The following is a 19,258-nucleotide window of genomic DNA, read 5'->3' as shown; positions in this document are numbered from 1 at the left end:
CGTTCTTGTTTGACTGACAATATATTAGATTCTTCTGAGTCCTTTTGTCAAGCGTGATTGAGATGCTCTTACCCTGGTATTGGAGTAGCTTCAGGAATTCCGATGGAATTTCAGTTTGGCACGAATTGGGCACCATTTTCTGAAGCTGTTGGTGACTTTTTTGGCAGCATTTTGGGCTTTGAAGCTTCAATGGCATTTATGCTAGAAGCCGGCTTTTTAGGAATTATGCTGTTTGGTTGGGAGCGCGTTCACCCGATCGTCCATTATTTCGCTACAATCATGGTAGCCTTCGGCGCTAACCTATCCACAGTCTGGATTTTAGTCGCTAACTCTTGGCTGCAAACTCCTGCGGGTGGAGAAATGGTCAATGGCAAGTTTATTGTCAGCGATTACTTTCAAGCAATTATGAACCCGTTCGCATTAAACAGCATTCTTCATATGTTTTTTGCGACGTTAGAAACTTCGCTGTTTGTCATTGGGGGCATTAGCGCTTGGTACATTCTCAATAAGCGCAACCAAGCCTTTTTTTCCAAGTCTTTAAAAATTGCCATAGCGACAGCAATCGCCGTTGCACCTTTGCAAATATACATCGGACATTTGAGTGCCGAACAAGTTTATCACTATCAACCCACTAAATTAGCAGCAATCGAAGCTAAGTGGGAAACTTCACCAGCGGGAGAGTCAGCCGATTGGACTTTGCTAGCTTTACCTAATGAAAAAGCCCAAAAAAATGACTGGGAAATTAGCGTACCTAATGGCTTAGGATACGTTTTGGAATTCAAACAAGAACTCTCCGAACCCGTACTCGGATTGAAGGAATGGCAGCCAGAAGATAGACCCCGGATGGTGGGTTTAATCTACTATTGTTTCCGCATCATGTCCGGGATTGGATTCTTCTTTTTAGGACTGATGCTGTTCAGTATAATTCAGTGGCTGCGAGGCAAACTTTCTGCTGAAAATATTAACAGTCAACCTTGGCTGATGCGCGCTTGGGTATTAGCTGCTCCCCTGGGATATATTGCTGTAGAATCGGGTTGGATTGTGCGCTGTGTCGGCAGACAACCTTGGGCTTTATACGGGCAAATTCGCACTGCTGACGCGGTGTCAAATATCCCCGCCAGCAATGTTTTAACTTCTCTCAGTTTCTTTGCTGTTATTTACAGCTTTTTGTTTGTTTGTGCCTTGTATTTTGGCAGCAGAATTATCCGCCAAGGGCCTAATTTAACTCTGCCGGTACCGGGATTAGACAATGAACCTGCAATCGAAAGTCAACCCGCAGAACACATTCCCGATCAACGTCCCGTAGAAGCACAACAATAGGATATTTTATGCAAGCTTTGGAGCATTTTCTCCCGCAAGTTTGGTTTGTAATTTTGGCTTTGTTTCTATTGCTTTACGTCATGTTAGACGGTTTTGACTTAGGAGTAGGCATCCTGTCTTTGACTGCTGATGACGAGGAACGCAGGGGCATCTTAATGACGAGTTTGGGTAACGTTTGGGATGCTAACGAAACTTGGCTGGTGTTGATGGGTGGCGCTCTGTTTGGCGCATTTCCCCTCGCTTACGGTACGATTTTGACAGCGCTGTACATACCGATTTGCATGATGCTTTTTGGTTTGATATTTCGGGCTGTAGCCTTTGAATTTCGCGAGCATTCTAATCGCAAATTATTCTGGAATTATGCCTTTGGTGCTGGCAGTTTTTTAGCAGCTTTAGCTCAAGGATTTGCCCTCGGTGCGGTGCTTGAGGGCATTGCGGTTGATGAAGCCGGTCACTTTGTAGGTTCTACTTGGGATTGGCTGGATTGGCGATCGATCTTGGTTGCTTTGACGCTGATTCAAGGCTATGTTTTGATCGGTTCAACCTATCTAATTATGAAAACGGAGGGGGAACTGCAAACAAATCACTATCGCACGGCTAAAATTGCGGCGGTGACCACTTTAATCGGAGCAGTTTTAATTACGATCGCTACTCCGATTTTTTACGAAAGTGCTAGATCCAGGTTGTTTGAGAAACCGCTAGTTTATGTGTTTGCCGCGATTCCTTTGCTGGGAGTCCTGTTGGTAGGACTGCTGCTGAAAAGTCTCGCAAACAAAGAAGAACGCACGCCGTTTGTCTGGACGATTCTGATTTTTTTGCTTACTTTCATCGGCTTGGGATTAATTGTTTTTCCCTACATTATTCCGTCGCAAATCACGATTTACCAAGCCGCAGCTTCGCCCAGCGCCCTGGTATTTATGATTGTGTTTATGGGCGTTCTGCTCCCGATTATGATTTTTTACAACATCTACAATTATGTTGTGTTTCGGGGTAAGGTTGTCGGCGGCCACTACGGCGAATAAAGCATAATACAACCGCAGATGCAGGCAAATATACGCAGATAGTATCAAGTTTATATACTGGTCGATCTGCGTATATTTGCGGTTAAAAATTACAAGTTATTGTTTTATGATACCATCACAACTTACGAAACCATACTACACATACCATAGCGCCAATAGGGAAAGGAACTGGTTGAGAATTAGCGATCGCACGTCATGCGATTTGAAATTTGAGATTTGAGATTGAACTCACGGATGAGTCCGGGGGCTTGTCACCAAATTGCTTGATTGTCAAATAATATTTGATCAACATAGGGAAAAAATTACAGTTAATTCTGTACCTAGCGAAGGTGCAGAGTTTGCGATCGGTATCTTTGTCAAATAATAAAATACAATGGAATAGAAGGTTTTAATTTAACTCTTTTATAATAAAGGCTCAATAAGTTATGGATGCGATCGCAAATTTGTCAGGTTATGAGATTACAGAGAAACTTTATGTAGGTACACGTACTTTAGTCTATCGAGGCATCCGTACCCGTGACCAATACCCAGTCGTCGTCAAACTGCTGCGAAACAAATACCCCACCTTCAACGAGCTCGTCCAGTTTCGCAACCAATATACTATTGCCAAAAATCTCGACTTCCCTCACCTCGTCAAACCCCTGACGCTGGAAGTATACCAGAATAGCTATGTCCTAGTAATGGAAGACTTTGGCGGAGTCTCCCTATCTACTTATCTCAAAACCGCAACAAATAAAACCGAACCATCTCAAGTTTTACCTTTAGTAGAATTTCTCCAACTCGCCATACAACTAACAGACATTATTCACTATCTATACCAAAAGCGAGTCATTCACAAAGATATTAAACCCGCTAATATTCTCATTAATCCACACACCAAACAAATCCAACTAATTGACTTTAGTATTGCCTCCCTCCTACCACGAGAAACCCAAGAAATACAGAATCCCAATATCTTAGAAGGAACATTAGCCTATCTCTCTCCCGAACAAACAGGACGGATGAATCGAGGCATTGACTATCGGAGTGACTTTTATTCCATGGGTGTGACTTTTTATGAGTTGTTGACAGGAAGGTTGCCATTTGTCTCGGACGATCCGATGAAATTGGTGCATTTTCATCTCGCCACACCGTCGAAACCGATCCATCAAATAAATCCAGAGATACCCCTAATTTTATCGCAACTTGTCAGTAAGCTGATGGCCAAAAATGCCGAAAAACGCTATCAGAGTGCATTAGGACTCAAGCAGGATTTAGAGATTTGTTTAGTTCAGTTACAAAAAACAGGCCAGATAGAATATTTTGAACTAGGAAAGCGAGATATTAGCGATCGCTTTACTATCCCCGAAAAGCTCTACGGTAGAGAAAAAGAAGTTAATCACCTATTAGCTGCCTTTGAGCGAATCAGCACAGGTAGCACCGAAATGATGCTAGTAGCAGGTTTTTCTGGAATTGGGAAAACCGCCGTTGTCAATGAAGTTCATAAACCGATTGTCCGTCAGCGCGGTTATTTTATCAAAGGCAAATACGATCAATTTCAACGCAACATTCCCTTCAGTGCCTTTGTGCAAGCTTTCCGCGACTTAATGGGTCAATTGCTATCAGAATCCGATACCCAATTGCAAACATGGAAAACCCAGATTTTAGCAGCCGTGGGAGACAATGGACAAGTCTTGGTTGATGTGATTCCTGAGTTAGAAGGAATAATTGGCGCTCAACCTCCTGCAACAGAATTGTCAGGAAGTGCTGCCCAAAATCGCTTTAATCTGCTCATGCAGAAATTTATGCAAGTTTTTACAAGTAAAGAACATCCTTTAGTGATGTTTTTGGATGACTTGCAATGGTCGGATTCAGCCTCCCTAAATTTGCTGCAACTATTGATGAGGGATACAGGATATTTATTAGTATTGGGGGCATATCGAGATAATGAAGTTTCACCTGTGCATCCATTTATATTAACAGTGGATGAGATAGTTAAAACAGGGGCAAAAGTGAATACGATTACTTTGCCAGCATTAAACGAACCCGATATAAATTTGTTGGTGGCAGATACGCTAAATTGCAAATCATCTGTTGCTCAACCTTTGACAAAATTAGTGTATGAAAAAACTCAGGGAAATCCTTTCTTTGCTACTCAGTTTCTCAAGGCATTACATGACGATAAGCTAATTAGCTTTAATTGGGAGATTCGGTATTGGCAGTGTGATCTTGCCCAAGTCAAAGCCTTAGCGATCACTGATGATGTCGTTGAATTCATGGCTTTGCAATTGCAGAAGTTACCGCCAGAAACTCAGGATGTTATAAAATTAGCTGCTTGTATTGGAGCGCAGTTTGATTTGAATACATTAGTAATTGTCAGTGAGAAATCTGCGGGAATGACGGCTACGGCTTTATGGAAAGCATTGCAGGAAGGTTTGGTGATTCCCACGAACAAAATTTATAAGTTCTTTACCCAATCGAATAGTGATGAAGTTTTCAAGGCTTCAGCCAATCCAACTTATCGATTTTTACACGATCGCGTCCAACAAGCTGCCTATTCTCTGATTCCCGATGATCTAAAACAAGCAACTCATCTCAAAATAGGACAATTAATTCTACAAAATTCCTCAGAGATAGGCCCCGATGAAAAACTGTTTGATATTGTCGGGCATTTTAATTTAGGAATTGAGTTAATTACTCAACCGAGGGAACGAGAAGCATTAGCTCAACTGAATTTGAAAGCTGGAGTTAAGGCGAGAAAGTCTACAGCTTACGCCGCAGCAAGGATTTATTTACAAATAGGAATTGAGTTACTTACAAGCAAGTGCTGGGTTCATCAGTATGAATTGACTCTAAATCTCTATGTTGCTGCTGCCGAAGTTGTCTATTTGAATCATGACTTTGATGGAATGGAACAGATGGCCACACTGGTTTTGCAATCAGCTCAGACAATTTTAGACAAAGTTAAAATTTACGAAATTTTAATCGTCGCCCAGACAGCTCAAGGCAAGACGTTAGAAGCGATCGCGTTAGGGAGAGATGCACTCTTACAATTGGGTGTTAAACTCCCCACCGAAACTGATGAAACCAAAATTGGCAAAGCACTACAAACCCTTGGCAGCCAACAAGGCGGCAAACTGATTGAAGAACTGGTTAACCTACCACTGATGAGTGATGCCACAACTCAAGCAGCAATACAACTATTGGGAGCTTTATTTCCGCCCGTTTTTCTGGGAATGCCGGGATTGCTACCCATTCTTAGCTCCATGATGGTGAGTTTATCCATCGACTTTGGGAATGCACCCGCATCGACGGTGGGGTATGCAATTCACGGAATGGTATTATGCGCCTTTTTGGAAGAGGTGGAAACAGGCTATAGCTTTGGTAAATTGGCGATGAATTTGCTCGATCGGTTCAATATCCGCGAACTCAAAGCCACAATTCCAGGTTTTTTTGGGAGCTTTATTCAGCATCGCCAAGAAGCTATAAGGGCAACGATACCGACGCTGAAAGGTAGCTATACGGCTGCTATGGAAACAGGAAATTTTTTACAATCTGCTTATAGCATACTCCTCTACCTGGAATCCAACTTTTTTAGTGGGGTGGAACTTGACACTTGGGAGACCGAAATAGCAAGTTATAGTGCTGCGATGACACAGGCAAAACAATATTCGGCTCAGGCGTATTTTGATATTATTCAGCAGACTGTGAATAACTTTAGGAAAGTCTGTATTCCGTCTGATTGCTTAATCGGCTCTGCCTACGATGAAACGGTGATGCTTCCTCAGCATCATCAGAATAATGAACTTACGGCGATCGCTAAGGTCTATGTTTACAAACTTTTACTTGCCTACTGTTATGGAAACAATACGTCTGCCCTAGGCTATATTGCCCAAGCCAAGCCGTATTTGATGGCAATATCGGGATTGATTCATGTCCCCATTTTCCATTTCTATGCAGCCTTGACGTACCTGGCAATCTTCCCCACCAAGCCAGAGCAGGAGCAATCAGAAATACTCGCTCTGATGGAAACTCATCAAACTATTCTGCAACAGCGGGCGCAAAATGCTCCCATGAATCATCTGCATAAGTGGTATTTGGTTGAAGCAGAAAAGCATCGAGTTTTGGGTAATAAATCTGAGGCGATTGAACACTATGATCGGGGTATATACCTCGCTAAAAAAAATCAATTTCTTAATGAAGAAGCATTAGCTAATGAACTGGCAGCCAAATTTTATCTAGAATGGGGTCAAGAAAAATTTGCCAAAATTTATGCACGGGAGGCTTACTATGCCTACAGTCGTTGGGGAGCCAAAGCTAAAGCTATTGATTTAGAACAACGTTATCCTCAACTCCTGCTTCCTATTCTTCAACAAGCTAGCTCCTATGCTTCCTTCAAGGAAACTCTTACGCGGGAAACGATCGCTTCTAGGAGCTCTTCTAGTAGCAACTCTGAATTTCTAGATTTGTCTACTCTGATCAAAGCCTCTCAAGCCATTTCAGGGGAGATTGAACTAGATAAACTCCTGACTACTCTCTTAAAAATAGTGATTACAAATGCTGGGGCAAGCCGGTGTGTATTATTGCTTAAACAAGATATTAATTTACAGGTAGTAGCCCTTGTCGTAGAGGGGCAGGAACCGCAACTATTACCATCAATACCACTAGAATTAAGTCAGGATGTAGCGATTAGTTTGGTCAATACTGTCAAGCGGAGTTTGAAACCGCTGGTACTTGCCGATGCGAGAGTAAATCCTCAGTTTGCTGGAGATAGTTACATTGAACAGCACCAGCCAAAAAGCGTTCTGTGTAGTCCAATCCTTAATCAAGGCAAGTTGATTGGAATTTTATATCTGGAAAATAACTTGACGGTGGGGGCGTTTACCAGCGATCGGGTTGAAGTGCTGAATCTAATTTGCTCTCAAGCTGCCATTTCTTTGGAAAATGCCCGTCTTTATCAAGAATCCCAACAAGCCCTTACAGACCTCAAACAGGCACAACTAAAAATAGTCCAAAGTGAAAAAATGTCGGCATTGGGCAACTTAGTGGCTGGGGTCGCTCACGAAATCAACAACCCTGTAGGCTTCCTTGCTGGCAACATTACCCCTGCTTTAGATTACATTAATGATTTGTTTGGATTGCTCGATCTATTTGGGCAAGAATATCCTAATTACACTGCGGCAATTAAAGAGGAAATTGAAGCGATCGACCTCGATTATATCCGGGAAGACTTACCAAAGTTAGTGGGTTCCATGAGCGAAGGAGTCAAGCGAATCAAAAGCATCAGCACCAGTCTTCGCATCTTTTCCCGTGCTGATAGCGATCGCCCCGTCCCCTCCAATATCCACGAGGGTCTCGAAAGCACCTTGATGATCCTAAAACATCGCCTCAAAGCTTCGGACACACGCCCAGAGATTCAAGTCATCAAGAAATACGGTGATTTGCCGAAAGTAGAGTGCTATGCAGGTCAGCTAAATCAAGTTTTTATGAATCTGTTGAGTAATGCGATCGATGCCCTAGATGAATCAAATACTGGACGGAGCTTTGCAGAGATTAAAGAGGCTCCTAATAAAATTATTATCGAAACCAAATTATCGGGGGAGCCTCAACAAGTTGTGATTCGGATTGAAGACAATGGGGTTGGCATTAATGAGGCGGTGCGAGACAAGATTTTTGATGATTTATTTACGACAAAGGAAGTCGGTAAAGGGACGGGGTTGGGGTTAGCGATCGCACGGCAGATTGTTGTTGAGAAACACTCTGGTATTTTAGAAGTAAATTCAGCGTTAGGTCAAGGTGCAGAGTTTTTGATTACAATTCCCGTCAAGACAATAGAATCAAGATAGTTGTGATGCAGCAATGAATGACATCCTCCTGTGGTTCGTCCGCATATCTCGTGCTGGGAAAGGTTGATATTAGAACAATATAGACCATTAGCCAATAAAGTTAAAAACATTAGTATCAATTGGGATGTTTCCCGATCTGGTTGATAAGCTATAACTATAAGGTCTAGCCACCAAAATTTTTTGAGGACTGGAAAATGGATGTCATCACTCACCTACCTGGGTATCAGATCGCAGAACAAATCTATGCAGGCTCTCGCACCCTCGTTTATCGGGGTGTTCGAGATAGCGATCGCACTCCTGTTGTCATCAAACTACTGCGAAACGAATACCCCAATTTCAACGAACTTGTCGGGTTTCGCAATCAGTACACCATTGCCAAAAATCTTAACTTCCCCAGTATAGTTAAACCTCTGACTCTAGAAGTCTATCACAATAGCTATGCCTTAGTCATGGAGGACTTTGGAGGGATTTCCCTATCTAATTATCTCCATATCGCCACTGATAAAAACCAACCTGCTAAATCTTTATCTTTAACAGAATTTCTCAACTTGGCACTGCAACTAACAGACATTCTCCACTATCTTTACCAAAACCGAGTCATTCACAAAGATATTAAACCCGCTAATATTCTGATTAATCCCGACACTAAACAAATAAAACTAATTGATTTCAGTATTGCATCTCTGCTACCACGAGAAACTCAAGAAATTCAGAATCCCCACATCCTTGAAGGGACATTAGCCTATCTCTCTCCCGAACAAACCGGACGAATGAATCGGGGTATTGACTATCGTAGCGACTTTTATGCCCTCGGTGTCACTTTTTATGAATTATTGACAGGACATTTACCATTTATCTCTGATGACCCGATGGAACTGGTGCATTGCCATCTCGCCAAAGAGTCAATACCGATACATCAAATTCATCCAAAAATCCCCATAGTTTTATCGCATATAGTTAGTAAATTGATGACCAAAAATGCTGAAAGTCGCTATCAAAGTGCATTAGGATTAAAACATGATTTAGAAATTTGTTTAGTTCACTTAGAAAAAACTGGTAACATTGAGGCTTTTGATTTAGGACAGGAAGATATTACAGACAGGTTCCTGATACCAGAAAAACTGTACGGTAGAGAAAAAGAAGTCGCTCGTCTATTAGCTGCCTTTGAAAGAGTCAGCACAGGCAGTACAGAAATGATGCTAGTAGCAGGTTTTTCTGGAATTGGCAAAACCGCAGTCGTGAATGAAGTTCACAAGCCAATTGTCCGACAACGTGGCTATTTCATCAAAGGCAAATACGACCAGTTCCAGCACAATATTCCCTTAAACGCATTTGTGCTAGCATTCAGGGATTTAATGGGGCAATTAATATCAGAATCAGATGCTCAGTTACAAATATGGAAAAGCAATATTTTGACAGCAGTTGGCGACAATGGACAAGTCTTGATTGATGTAATTCCTGAGCTAGAACGCATCATTGGTAAACAGCCAATAGCACCAGAACTATCGGCAAGTGCCGCCCAAAATCGCTTTAATTTGCTGATGCAGAAATTTGTGCAAGTATTTACGCAAGCCGAATATCCTTTAGTAATGTTTTTAGATGATTTGCAGTGGGCAGATTCGGCATCCTTGAAATTGTTGCAACTGTTGATGGAAGATACGGGACATTTATTGGTGTTAGGTGCTTATCGAGATAATGAAGTGTCTCCTACTCATCCATTTATTTTGACGGTGGATGGGATTATAAAATCCGGGGCAACGGTGAATACAATTACTTTGGCTCCTTTGCAAAAAGATGAGATTAATCAATTGATTTCAGATACTCTTAGTTGCGGATCAGAGATTGGCCAACCTCTGAAAAAACTTGTGTATCAAAAAACTCAAGGTAATCCATTTTTTGCTACGCAATTCCTGAAGGCTTTACATGACGATGGGCTGATTACTTTTGAGCCCCTTGTGTCCCCCACCCCCCTTTTATCCCCTCTTACCAAGGCGGGACAGACGGGGGTACAAGGGGGGTGGCAGTGCGATATTGCTCAAGTGAAAGCCTTGGCAATTACTGATGATGTGGTAGAGTTTATGGCACTGCAATTGCAGAAAATGCCGTTTCCTACTCAGGAAATGCTTAAATTAGCCGCTTGTATTGGGTCCCAGTTTGATTTAGCTACTTTGGCAATCGTCAGTGAAAAGTCGGCGGAAGTTGCGGCTACTGCTTTATGGAAATCTTTGCAAGAAGGTTTGATTATTCCGACTACGGAAGCTTATAAGTTCTTTACTCAATCTGATAATGAGTCGGTTTCTAGTGCAGCGGCTAATCCGACTTATCGGTTTTTGCACGATCGCGTCCAGCAAGCTGCCTATTCTCTGATTCCAAACGATCGCAAGCAAGCAACACATCTACAGATCGGTCAACTACTTTTAAGAAATACTGTTGTGGCAGAGCGTGAGGAAATCTTATTCGAGATTGTCAATCAACTAAATCGCGGTCGCTACTTATTAACTGATCCAGAAGAACAGGAAAGATTGAGCCAGTTAAACTTATTGGCAGGACGAAAAGCTAAAACTTCTACTGCATATACTGTTGCCTGCGAGTATATAACTACGGGCATGGAATTATTGAGAGAAGACTGTTGGAATATTCAATATGAATTATGCTTTGCGCTCCACAAAGAACGGGTTGAAGTTGAATATTTAAATGGCAATATTGAAGCATCACAAATCTGGATCGATCGCACTATCGAACGGACAAGAACTGCCCTAGATAAGGCAGAAATTTACAACTTGGCAATTATTCAATATACCCTACGAGCTGAGTATCCAGAAGCTATTGCTGCGGGGATGAAAGCTTTATCGTTGTTTGGTATTGATATTACCGATGAGGATTTTGAGGTGGTACGCGATCGCGAAATTGCGACTGCTCAAGCCATCTTAGAAAGCCGAGGGATTGCTTCTCTCAGCGATTTACCCATGATGACCGATCCTGAGAAAAAAATGGCTACAAAGTTAGCTATTGCTATGGGCCCGCCCACCTATCGATCGCATCAGCGTCTGTGGTCAGTCATTTGTGCCAAGGCTGTTAATTTGTGTTTGGAGTATGGTAATACGCCTGAAATAGGCTATATTTACCCAGCCTACGGTGGCTTAAGCGGTTATGCTTTAAATAACTATCAAAATACAGGTGAGTTAATCGATTTAACGCTGCAATTAATGCCAAAGTTTAATGATAGTTCTGCTGAAAGTGTAGCCTATTTAATGATTGGTAGTTCCCTCCGTCATTGGTCTCATCCTCTTAGATTAGCCAGCCAAGATTACCAAAAGTCCTATCAAATTGGTTGGGAATCAAGCAATTTACAATATGCTGCTTATGCTTTTGGACACAATATGTACTGTCGTTTTTACCAGGGAGTAGAACTGAAAGAATTAGAGGGAGAAATTAATCAATCACTGGCTTTTAGTAAACAGCAAAAAAATCAATGGTCTATCGATATACTAACTGGTGGTCAAATGCTTGTAGCCAAGTTGAGAGGAACAAAAACTTGGTCAAAAAGTATAGAAAATGAGTATCTCCAACGCTGCCGAAAACATAAAAACTGGCAAGTTATCTGTATTTATACTATTCTTAAAAGCCAAATCCTCTACCTCTGCGATTGCCCAGAGTCAGCTTTAGAATCTGCCGAGAAAGCTGAAGCTGAGATTGTTAATGTTGCTCCCCAAGGCTTACTTCCCTATGCCAGACATCGCTTTATCTATGCTCTACTGTTATGCGAAAGTTACGAGCGAATACCACAAGCCAAACAATCCGATCTGTGGCAAAAGTTGATAGAGTATAAACAGCAATTAGCTGTTTGGGCGCAAAACTGCTCGGAGAATTTTAGCGCTGCCTCCGAGCTAATTTCAGCAGAAATGGCGCGTATTTCTGGAGATAAATTATCGGCAATTGAACTGTACGATCGCGCCATTTCCCTCGCAAAAGAGCATCAATTTCTCAACGAAGAAGCACTAGCTAATGAACTTGCAGCCAAATTCTATCTCAATTGGGGTAAAGAAAAAGTCGCTCAAGCCTACATGATTGAGGCCTATTACTGTTATGCCCGGTGGGGCGCCCAAGCCAAAGTTGCTGATTTAGAACAACGTTATCCTCAACTTCTCGATCCTCTCCTTCAGCCACCCCGATCGTCTACCTCTTTTAAGGAAACTCTTACCCTTGAAACGATGGCTTTTAACCGCTCTTCTAGCACAGCCTCGGAAGTTCTAGATTTGGCAACTCTGCTCAAGGCATCTCAAGCGATTTCAGGGGAAATTGAACTCGATAAACTCTTGACTACTCTGTTACAAATAGTGATGACAAATGCTGGGGCAAGTAAGTGTGTCTTACTGCTAAAAAAAGATATTGAGTTACAGGTAGCAGCCTTTGTGGAAGAGGGACAAGAACCGCAGCTATTACCACCCATTCCGCTAGAATCAAGTCAGAATGTGGCGATCGCTTTGGTGAATACTGTTAAGCGGAGTTTGAGACCTCTGGTACTGGTTGATGCTAGGTTATGTACTGAGTTTTCTGGAGATAGTTACATTGAAAAACACCAGCCTAAAAGTGTGCTTTGCAGTCCAATTCTAAATCAAGGTAACTTGATTGGAATTTTATATTTGGAAAATAATCTGACAATTGGAGCCTTTACAAGCGATCGCGTCGAACTGCTCAATCTGCTCTGCTCCCAAGCAGCAATTTCCCTCGAAAATGCCCGCCTCTATCAACAGTCACAACAAGCTTTGACAGAACTCCGTGCCAGCGAAGCCCGCTTCCATAAGATGGCTGACAATATTCCAGGGATGGTCTTTCAATTCCAGTTGGCTGCTGATGGTGCTAAGTCTATAACCTACGCAAGTTCTGGTTGCATCGATCTGTATGAAGCTGAGTCAGAAATGGTTATGGCAGGAATCATCAATGTCTTCGATGCAGTTTATGTCGGCGATATCGCTGATGTTGAACAAGCAATTACCAAATCTGCCCAAACCCTGACCCCATTTAATCATGAATGGCGCAGTGTCACCCCGTCCGGCACGATAAAATGGGTGCAAGCGATATCCCAACCAGAACGACGAGGCGATGGGTCAACTGTATGGGATGGTGTTGTCTTTGATGTGAGCGATCGTAAACGCAGCGAAGCTGAATATAAAGCTGCGGAAGCAGCCCTGCAAATTTCCGAACAGAACCTCCGCACTATCTTCAACAACGTCAGTAGTGCCATAATAATTCACGATCTGCATGGCAAGGTACTCGATGTTAATAATCGACTGTTAGAAATGTTTGGTGTGGAGCGAGAGCAAGCGCTGCAATGCTCGATCTTGGATGACTATTCTACACCGGATAATCCGTTCTATCTGCTAGAAGACTGGTGGAGAAGGGTCTTAGCCGGGGAAACGATTCAATTTGAGTGGAATGTCAGAAAAATTGATTCTAATACAGTCTTTGAGGTCGATGTCACCCTCAACCGCATCATCCTCGATGGCAAACCAGTGATTCTTGGTAATGTGGTGGATATTAGCGATCGCAAACGCGCCGAAAATGAACGTCAACAAAAGTCAGAAGCTTTAGAAAAGACTTTACGAGAACTTCAACAAGCTCAAATCCAACTTATCCAAGGTGAAAAAATGTCAGCTTTGGGTAACTTAGTCGCTGGTGTCGCTCATGAAATTAACAACCCTGTCGGCTTCCTGACTGGCAACATTACCCCTGCCTTAGATTACATTAACGATTTGTTTGGATTGATCGATCTAGTGCAAAAAAAATATCCCCAACTAGAGCCAGAGATTGAAAAAGAAATCGAAACCATTGAGCTTGACTACATCCGGGAAGACTTACCCAAGTTAATTGAATCGATGCAAGAAGGCGTGAAGCGAATTCAAGACATTAGTATTAGTCTGCGGACATTCTCGCGTGCGGATAGCGATCGCCCCATAGCCTGTAATATTCACGATGGCATTGATAGCACAATTATGATCCTTAAACATCGTCTGAAAGCAAGCGACACTCGCCCCGAAATCCAAGTCATTAAGGACTATGGCAATATCCCAAAAATCGAATGCTATGCCGGACAATTAAATCAGGTATTTATGAATATTTTGGGGAATGCGATCGATGCTTTGAATGAATTAAATATTGGACGGAGTTTTGCCGAAATTAAAGCCCATGCCAATCAAATTATCGTCAAGACCGAATTATCTGGCGATAGAAAACAGGTAGTAATTCGGATTAAAGACAATGGTATTGGCATGAGTGAAACGGTGCGAGAGAAAGTTTTTGATAATTTATTTACTACTAAGAGTGTAGGGAAAGGAACAGGATTGGGATTAGCGATCGCGCGTCAAATTGTAGTAGAAAAACATCACGGACAAATTAAAGTTGAGTCTGTCCCTAGCGAGGGGAGTGTGTTTTCGATCACTATCCCTGTCATCTAAGGGAATATAATAGAATTCAATATTATATCAACACATTTGAAATACTACCCAATTAACGATTGCAAAACATCAGGTCGGCTAACCTTATTTCGGTAAATTTCCAAGTGAACCATTATCTAGGTATAACATGAATCCAAATAAAACCATACCTTTAAGACTTGTGCTAGTAGTTCCGTTTGTATTGCAAGTCTTTGCAGCCGTTGGACTGACTGGCTATCTGTCCCTGCGAAATGGACAGATAGCGGTCAATGATGTTTCAAGTCAGTTGCGTAAAGAGATCGGCGATCGCATTAACCAGCAAGTCCTGAACTATTTGGAAAGACCTTATATTGCTGGACAAGCGATTGTCGCGGCTGCTCAAGAGGGGCAGTTAGATTTAACAGATGTCACCAAACTGGAACGGACTTTCTGGCGGTTGGTTAGCCAAGGTACGATCGAATTTATGCAAATTGGCTTGGCTGATGGCACGGGTATCACCTTAGAGAATACACCCAAGGACGGCATCGTTTCTCGTATTGGTTCCAAAGCGAATCTACCTCAGCGTGAAATCTACCAACTGAACGATCGAGGTCAACAAACTAGGTTGGTAGAAACTCAAGCAAAGTTTGACCCCCGGACTCGACCCTGGTATAAAACTGCACAGAAAGCCGGAAAACCAACCTGGTCATCTCAGCCCTATTTAAGCCAGGTGGATAAATTGGTGACAATTTCTCTATCTCAGCCAATCTACGACAACAATCGAGTATTGTTGGGAGTTCAAAACAGTAACTTTCGGATTAGCAAGATTCATACCTTTCTCAGTCAGCTAAAGGTGGGTCAAACAGGACAAACATTTATCATCGATCGCTCGGGCAACTTGATTGCCAGTTCAACGATCGAAAATCCTTACATTATTGATCTTAAAAAAAAGGATTTGCAACAAATTCCTGCCGTCAAGTCTGAAAGTTCTGTAATTAGTGCCACAGCGCAAGCAATCCTCGATCGATTTGGTAACTTTAACGCCATTACACAGAGTCAACAGCTTGATTTTTGGCTGGCAAATCAGCATCAGTTAGTTCAAGTTTCAGCCATTCGAGACGAACGAGGTATCGATTGGCTCAGCGTCATTGTGGTGCCCGAATCAGATTTCATGGCACAAATTGATGCCAACACGCGCACCACAATTTTACTCTGTTTGGCGGCGTTGGGTTTGGCAACTATTCTAGGCATCTATACTTCTCGCTGGATTACCAGTCCGATTCTGAAATTACAAAAGGCAAGTGAGGCGATCGCATCTGGCTCTCTTGACCAAACAGTGGCAGTTAAAGGGATTGATGAATTAGAAGCCCTGGCTGGTTCCTTTAACCAAATGGCAGGACAATTGCGAACTTCCTTTACAGAACTAGAAACTCGTGTAGAAGAACGCACCGCCGAACTCACTATTGCCAAAGAAGCTGCCGATAATGCCAACCAAGCCAAGAGCGATTTCCTCGCCAACATGAGCCACGAACTTCGCACACCTCTCAACGGGATTCTCGGCTATGCCCAAATCCTCGAACGTTCCAAAACTATACCCGAAAAAGAACGTCATGGTATAAATATTATCCACCAATGTGGCTCTCATCTACTAACATTAATCAACGATATTTTAGACCTTTCCAAAATCGAAGCCCGCAAACTAGAACTTACCTCCAAAGCCATTCACTTGCCATCTTTCCTGCAAGGAGTAGTAGAAATCTGTCGAGTGCGTTCAGACCAAAAAGGTATCGAGTTCATTTATCAACCAGATACAAACTTACCCACAGGAATTATAGCTGACGAAAAACGACTCCGCCAAGTGCTACTCAATCTCTTAGGAAATTCGATTAAATTCACTGATAAAGGCAGCGTGACCCTCAAGGTAGAAGTGATAGAATCAAATGCAACAATGCCATTGCCTCAGCTTAAATTTCAAGCGATCGATACAGGAGTTGGCATCGCATCTGACCAAGTAAACAAACTATTCCAAGCATTTGAACAAGTAGGCGATCGCAAACGCCACGCGGAAGGCACAGGCTTAGGTTTAGCCATCAGTCAAAGAATTGTGGAATTGATGGGCGGAAAAATTCAAGTTGAAAGCCATCTGGGAATAGGCAGTAACTTCTACTTTGAAGTAGCACTGCCGATCGCTATCGACTGGGCACAAAAAAGTTCAGTCAAAGACGGGCGCACAATTATCGGCTATGAAGGGCCACCATGCCACATATTGATCGTGGATGACCGTTGGGAAAATCGGTCAGTATTGGCGAACCTGCTAGAGCCTCTAGGGTTCACATTTACTGAAGCAGAGAATGGTCAAGAAGCCTTAGAAAAAGCTATAGAAAAACTGCCAGATTTAGTTATAACTGACTTAGCGATGCCAGTAATGGATGGCTTTGAAATGCTCAAACAGTTACGAAAATTGGAGGATATCAAGCATTTACGGGTGATAGTATCTTCCGCATCGGTGGCAGAAATAGACCAGCAGAAAAGCTTAGATATGGGTGGAGATGACTTTCTGGCCAAACCCGTTGATGCAAAGGAGTTGTTGACTTTGCTTGCCAAACATTTACAACTCATCTGGAAATATCATGTAACTGAGTTAACAACAAGCAATAATGAAGTATCCACGAAAGAACTAATTCCCCCATCGGCTGCGGATTTGCAAATTTTACTAGAACTGGCACAGGATGGCTTCCTCAGAGAATTGGCAGAAACCGCCGCTCAAATTGGGCAAAAGGATCAGCGCTATCAGCCCTTTATTCAGCAAGTAATACAATTAGCTAAGCAATTCCAAACTGAGAAGATCGAGGAATTAATTCAAGAACATCTCACTAATAATAGTTAAAAGTTGGATGGCTATGACTATGACCATAGGTTTAACTGGCTTAATTTTAATTGTTGATGATACTCCCACAAATTTGGATGTCATCTCGGAAGCGTTGAGTAATGCGGGGTATAAGGTGGCGATCGCTACCAGTGGCGAACGCGCTCTGCAACAAGTTGAGCGGCGACCCCCCGATCTGATTTTACTGGATGTGATGATGCCGGGAATTGATGGATTTGAAACCTGTCAACGCCTTAAAGCTAATTCCAAAACTTGCGATATTCCAGTTATGTTCATGACCGCTCTGGCTGATGTAGACAACAAAATTAAAGGGCTTAACCTTGGTGCAGTAGACTACGTTACCAAGCCCTTCCAAGAACAAGAAGTGTTAGCGCGAGTGAAAACTCATTTACAGTTGCGTCTCTTGACTCAAAACTTAGAACAGCAAGTGGCTCAAAAAACTGCTGAATTAAAAGCAGCTCATATCCAAGTCATTCAACGCGAAAAATTGTCTGCTTTGGGCAACTTGGTGGCTGGTGTTGCCCACGAAATTAATAACCCCGTTGGCTTTCTTTCTGGCAATATTCAGCCCGCTTTAGACTACATCAAAGATTTGTTTGGATTGCTGGATTTAATTCAGCAAGAATCTGCTAATTTCAGTGTGGCAATTCAAGAGGAAATTGAAGCGATTGACCTCGACTACATCCGTGAAGACTTACCTAAGTTAGTTGGCTCGATGCAAGAAGGAGTAAACCGGATTAAAGACATTAGCATCAGCTTGCGGACATTCTCGCGTGCTGATAGCGATCGCCCCGTTGCCTGCAATATCCACGACGGGATGGATAGCACAATTACGATCTTAAAACATCGCCTCAAGGCAAACGACACTCGCCCTGAGATTCGGGTAATTAAAGATTATGGTGATTTACCAGAAGTAGAATGCTATGCAGGACAGATCAATCAGGTATTTATTAATTTGTTGGCTAATGCGATAGATGCTTTAGAAGAATCAAATACGGGACGTAGTTATGCTGAAATCAAAATTAATCACAATCAAATTATTATCAAGACTGAATTATCGGCAGATCGGCAGAAAGCAATAATTAGTATCAAAGATAACGGTATTGGCATGAGTGAGACGGTGATGGAGAAGGTTTTTGATGATTTATTTACAACTAAAGGTGTGGGTAAAGGCACGGGATTGGGATTGGCTATCGCACGGCAGATTGTAGTTGAGAAACACGGCGGTACAATCGAGGTAAATTCTGTAGTTGGAGAAGGGACGGAGTTTACGATATCATTGCCTACAAACCGATGAAGTTAATTATGCGATCGCCGAATTTAACTCTTACACAAAGAGGCGCACATTAATTTTTAGCAGTCAATATTTGAGATGAGGATAGCCAAAATGAATGCAGGTATAGATTTAACCAGTCCAATTTCCGGATACCGTCTAATCGAGCAACTGTACAGTGGTTCTAAAACCCTGGTTTATCGAGCCAGCCGAGAAACAGATCAGATTCCAGTTGTCATTAAACTATTAAATCGAGACTATCCCAGCTTCAGCGAACTGCTGCAATTCCGCAACCAGTACACCATCGCCAAAAATCTACGTCTGCCGGGAGTCGTTGAACCTTACAGTCTGGAATCCTACCGCAACAGCTATGCCCTAGTAATGGAGGATTTTGGGGGTATTTCTCTGCGAGACTACGCCCAAAAGCAAGCGCTGACTCTGGCAGAAATATTGGAAATTGCCATTCAAATAACTGATATCCTTGACGGACTGTACCGAAACAGAGTCATTCACAAAGA

At 42.4% G+C, this 19,258-nt stretch carries 6 protein-coding genes and 1 pseudogene; all 7 read left to right on the top strand.

What is annotated here, in order from left to right; genetic code table 11:
- Positions 1-75: 75 nt before the first annotated feature.
- A pseudogene (locus tag QUA45_RS23080) lies at positions 76-1,320 on the top strand (cytochrome ubiquinol oxidase subunit I); the annotation flags it as partial.
- A gap of 8 nt (positions 1,321-1,328) precedes the next feature.
- Positions 1,329-2,342 carry a cytochrome d ubiquinol oxidase subunit II gene (gene cydB / locus QUA45_RS23075; protein ID WP_333100392.1) on the top strand — a complete coding sequence of 338 codons (1,014 nt, stop codon included), beginning with the start codon at positions 1,329-1,331 and terminating at the stop codon, positions 2,340-2,342.
- Positions 2,343-2,767: 425 nt separating this feature from the next.
- Entirely contained in the window at positions 2,768-8,167 is a 5,400-nt protein-coding gene (locus QUA45_RS23070; protein ID WP_333222216.1) for an AAA family ATPase, read from the top strand.
- Positions 8,168-8,361: 194 nt separating this feature from the next.
- Positions 8,362-14,622 (top strand): AAA family ATPase, encoded by a 6,261-nt coding sequence (locus tag QUA45_RS23065; protein WP_333222215.1) that lies wholly within the window; start codon positions 8,362-8,364, stop codon positions 14,620-14,622.
- Between the two features lie 127 nt (positions 14,623-14,749).
- Entirely contained in the window at positions 14,750-17,467 is a 2,718-nt protein-coding gene (locus tag QUA45_RS23060) for a response regulator (protein WP_333100887.1), read from the top strand.
- Positions 17,468-17,480: 13 nt separating this feature from the next.
- Complete coding sequence (locus QUA45_RS23055; protein ID WP_333222214.1) at positions 17,481-18,764, top strand: response regulator; 1,284 nt, start codon at positions 17,481-17,483, stop codon at positions 18,762-18,764.
- A 90-nt stretch (positions 18,765-18,854) separates the two neighbouring features.
- Positions 18,855-19,258 (top strand): protein kinase domain-containing protein (locus tag QUA45_RS23050; RefSeq protein ID WP_333100889.1); only part of this gene is annotated, 404 nt, incomplete at its 3' end.

This window comes from Microcoleus sp. Pol12A5 (genome assembly GCF_036701435.1).
GTDB lineage: Bacteria > Cyanobacteriota > Cyanobacteriia > Cyanobacteriales > Microcoleaceae > Microcoleus.
This window is presented reverse-complemented; position numbering and strand designations above follow the sequence as displayed.

Excerpts from the sequence above, each read along its gene's own strand:
- cydB (WP_333100392.1), top strand. The coding sequence starts at position 1,329 with ATGCAAGCTTTGGAGCATTTTCTCCCGCAAGTTTGGTTTGTAATTTTG.
- QUA45_RS23070 (WP_333222216.1), top strand. The coding sequence starts at position 2,768 with ATGGATGCGATCGCAAATTTGTCAGGTTATGAGATTACAGAGAAACTT.
- QUA45_RS23065 (WP_333222215.1), top strand. The coding sequence starts at position 8,362 with ATGGATGTCATCACTCACCTACCTGGGTATCAGATCGCAGAACAAATC.
- QUA45_RS23060 (WP_333100887.1), top strand. The coding sequence starts at position 14,750 with ATGAATCCAAATAAAACCATACCTTTAAGACTTGTGCTAGTAGTTCCG.
- QUA45_RS23055 (WP_333222214.1), top strand. The coding sequence starts at position 17,481 with ATGACTATGACCATAGGTTTAACTGGCTTAATTTTAATTGTTGATGAT.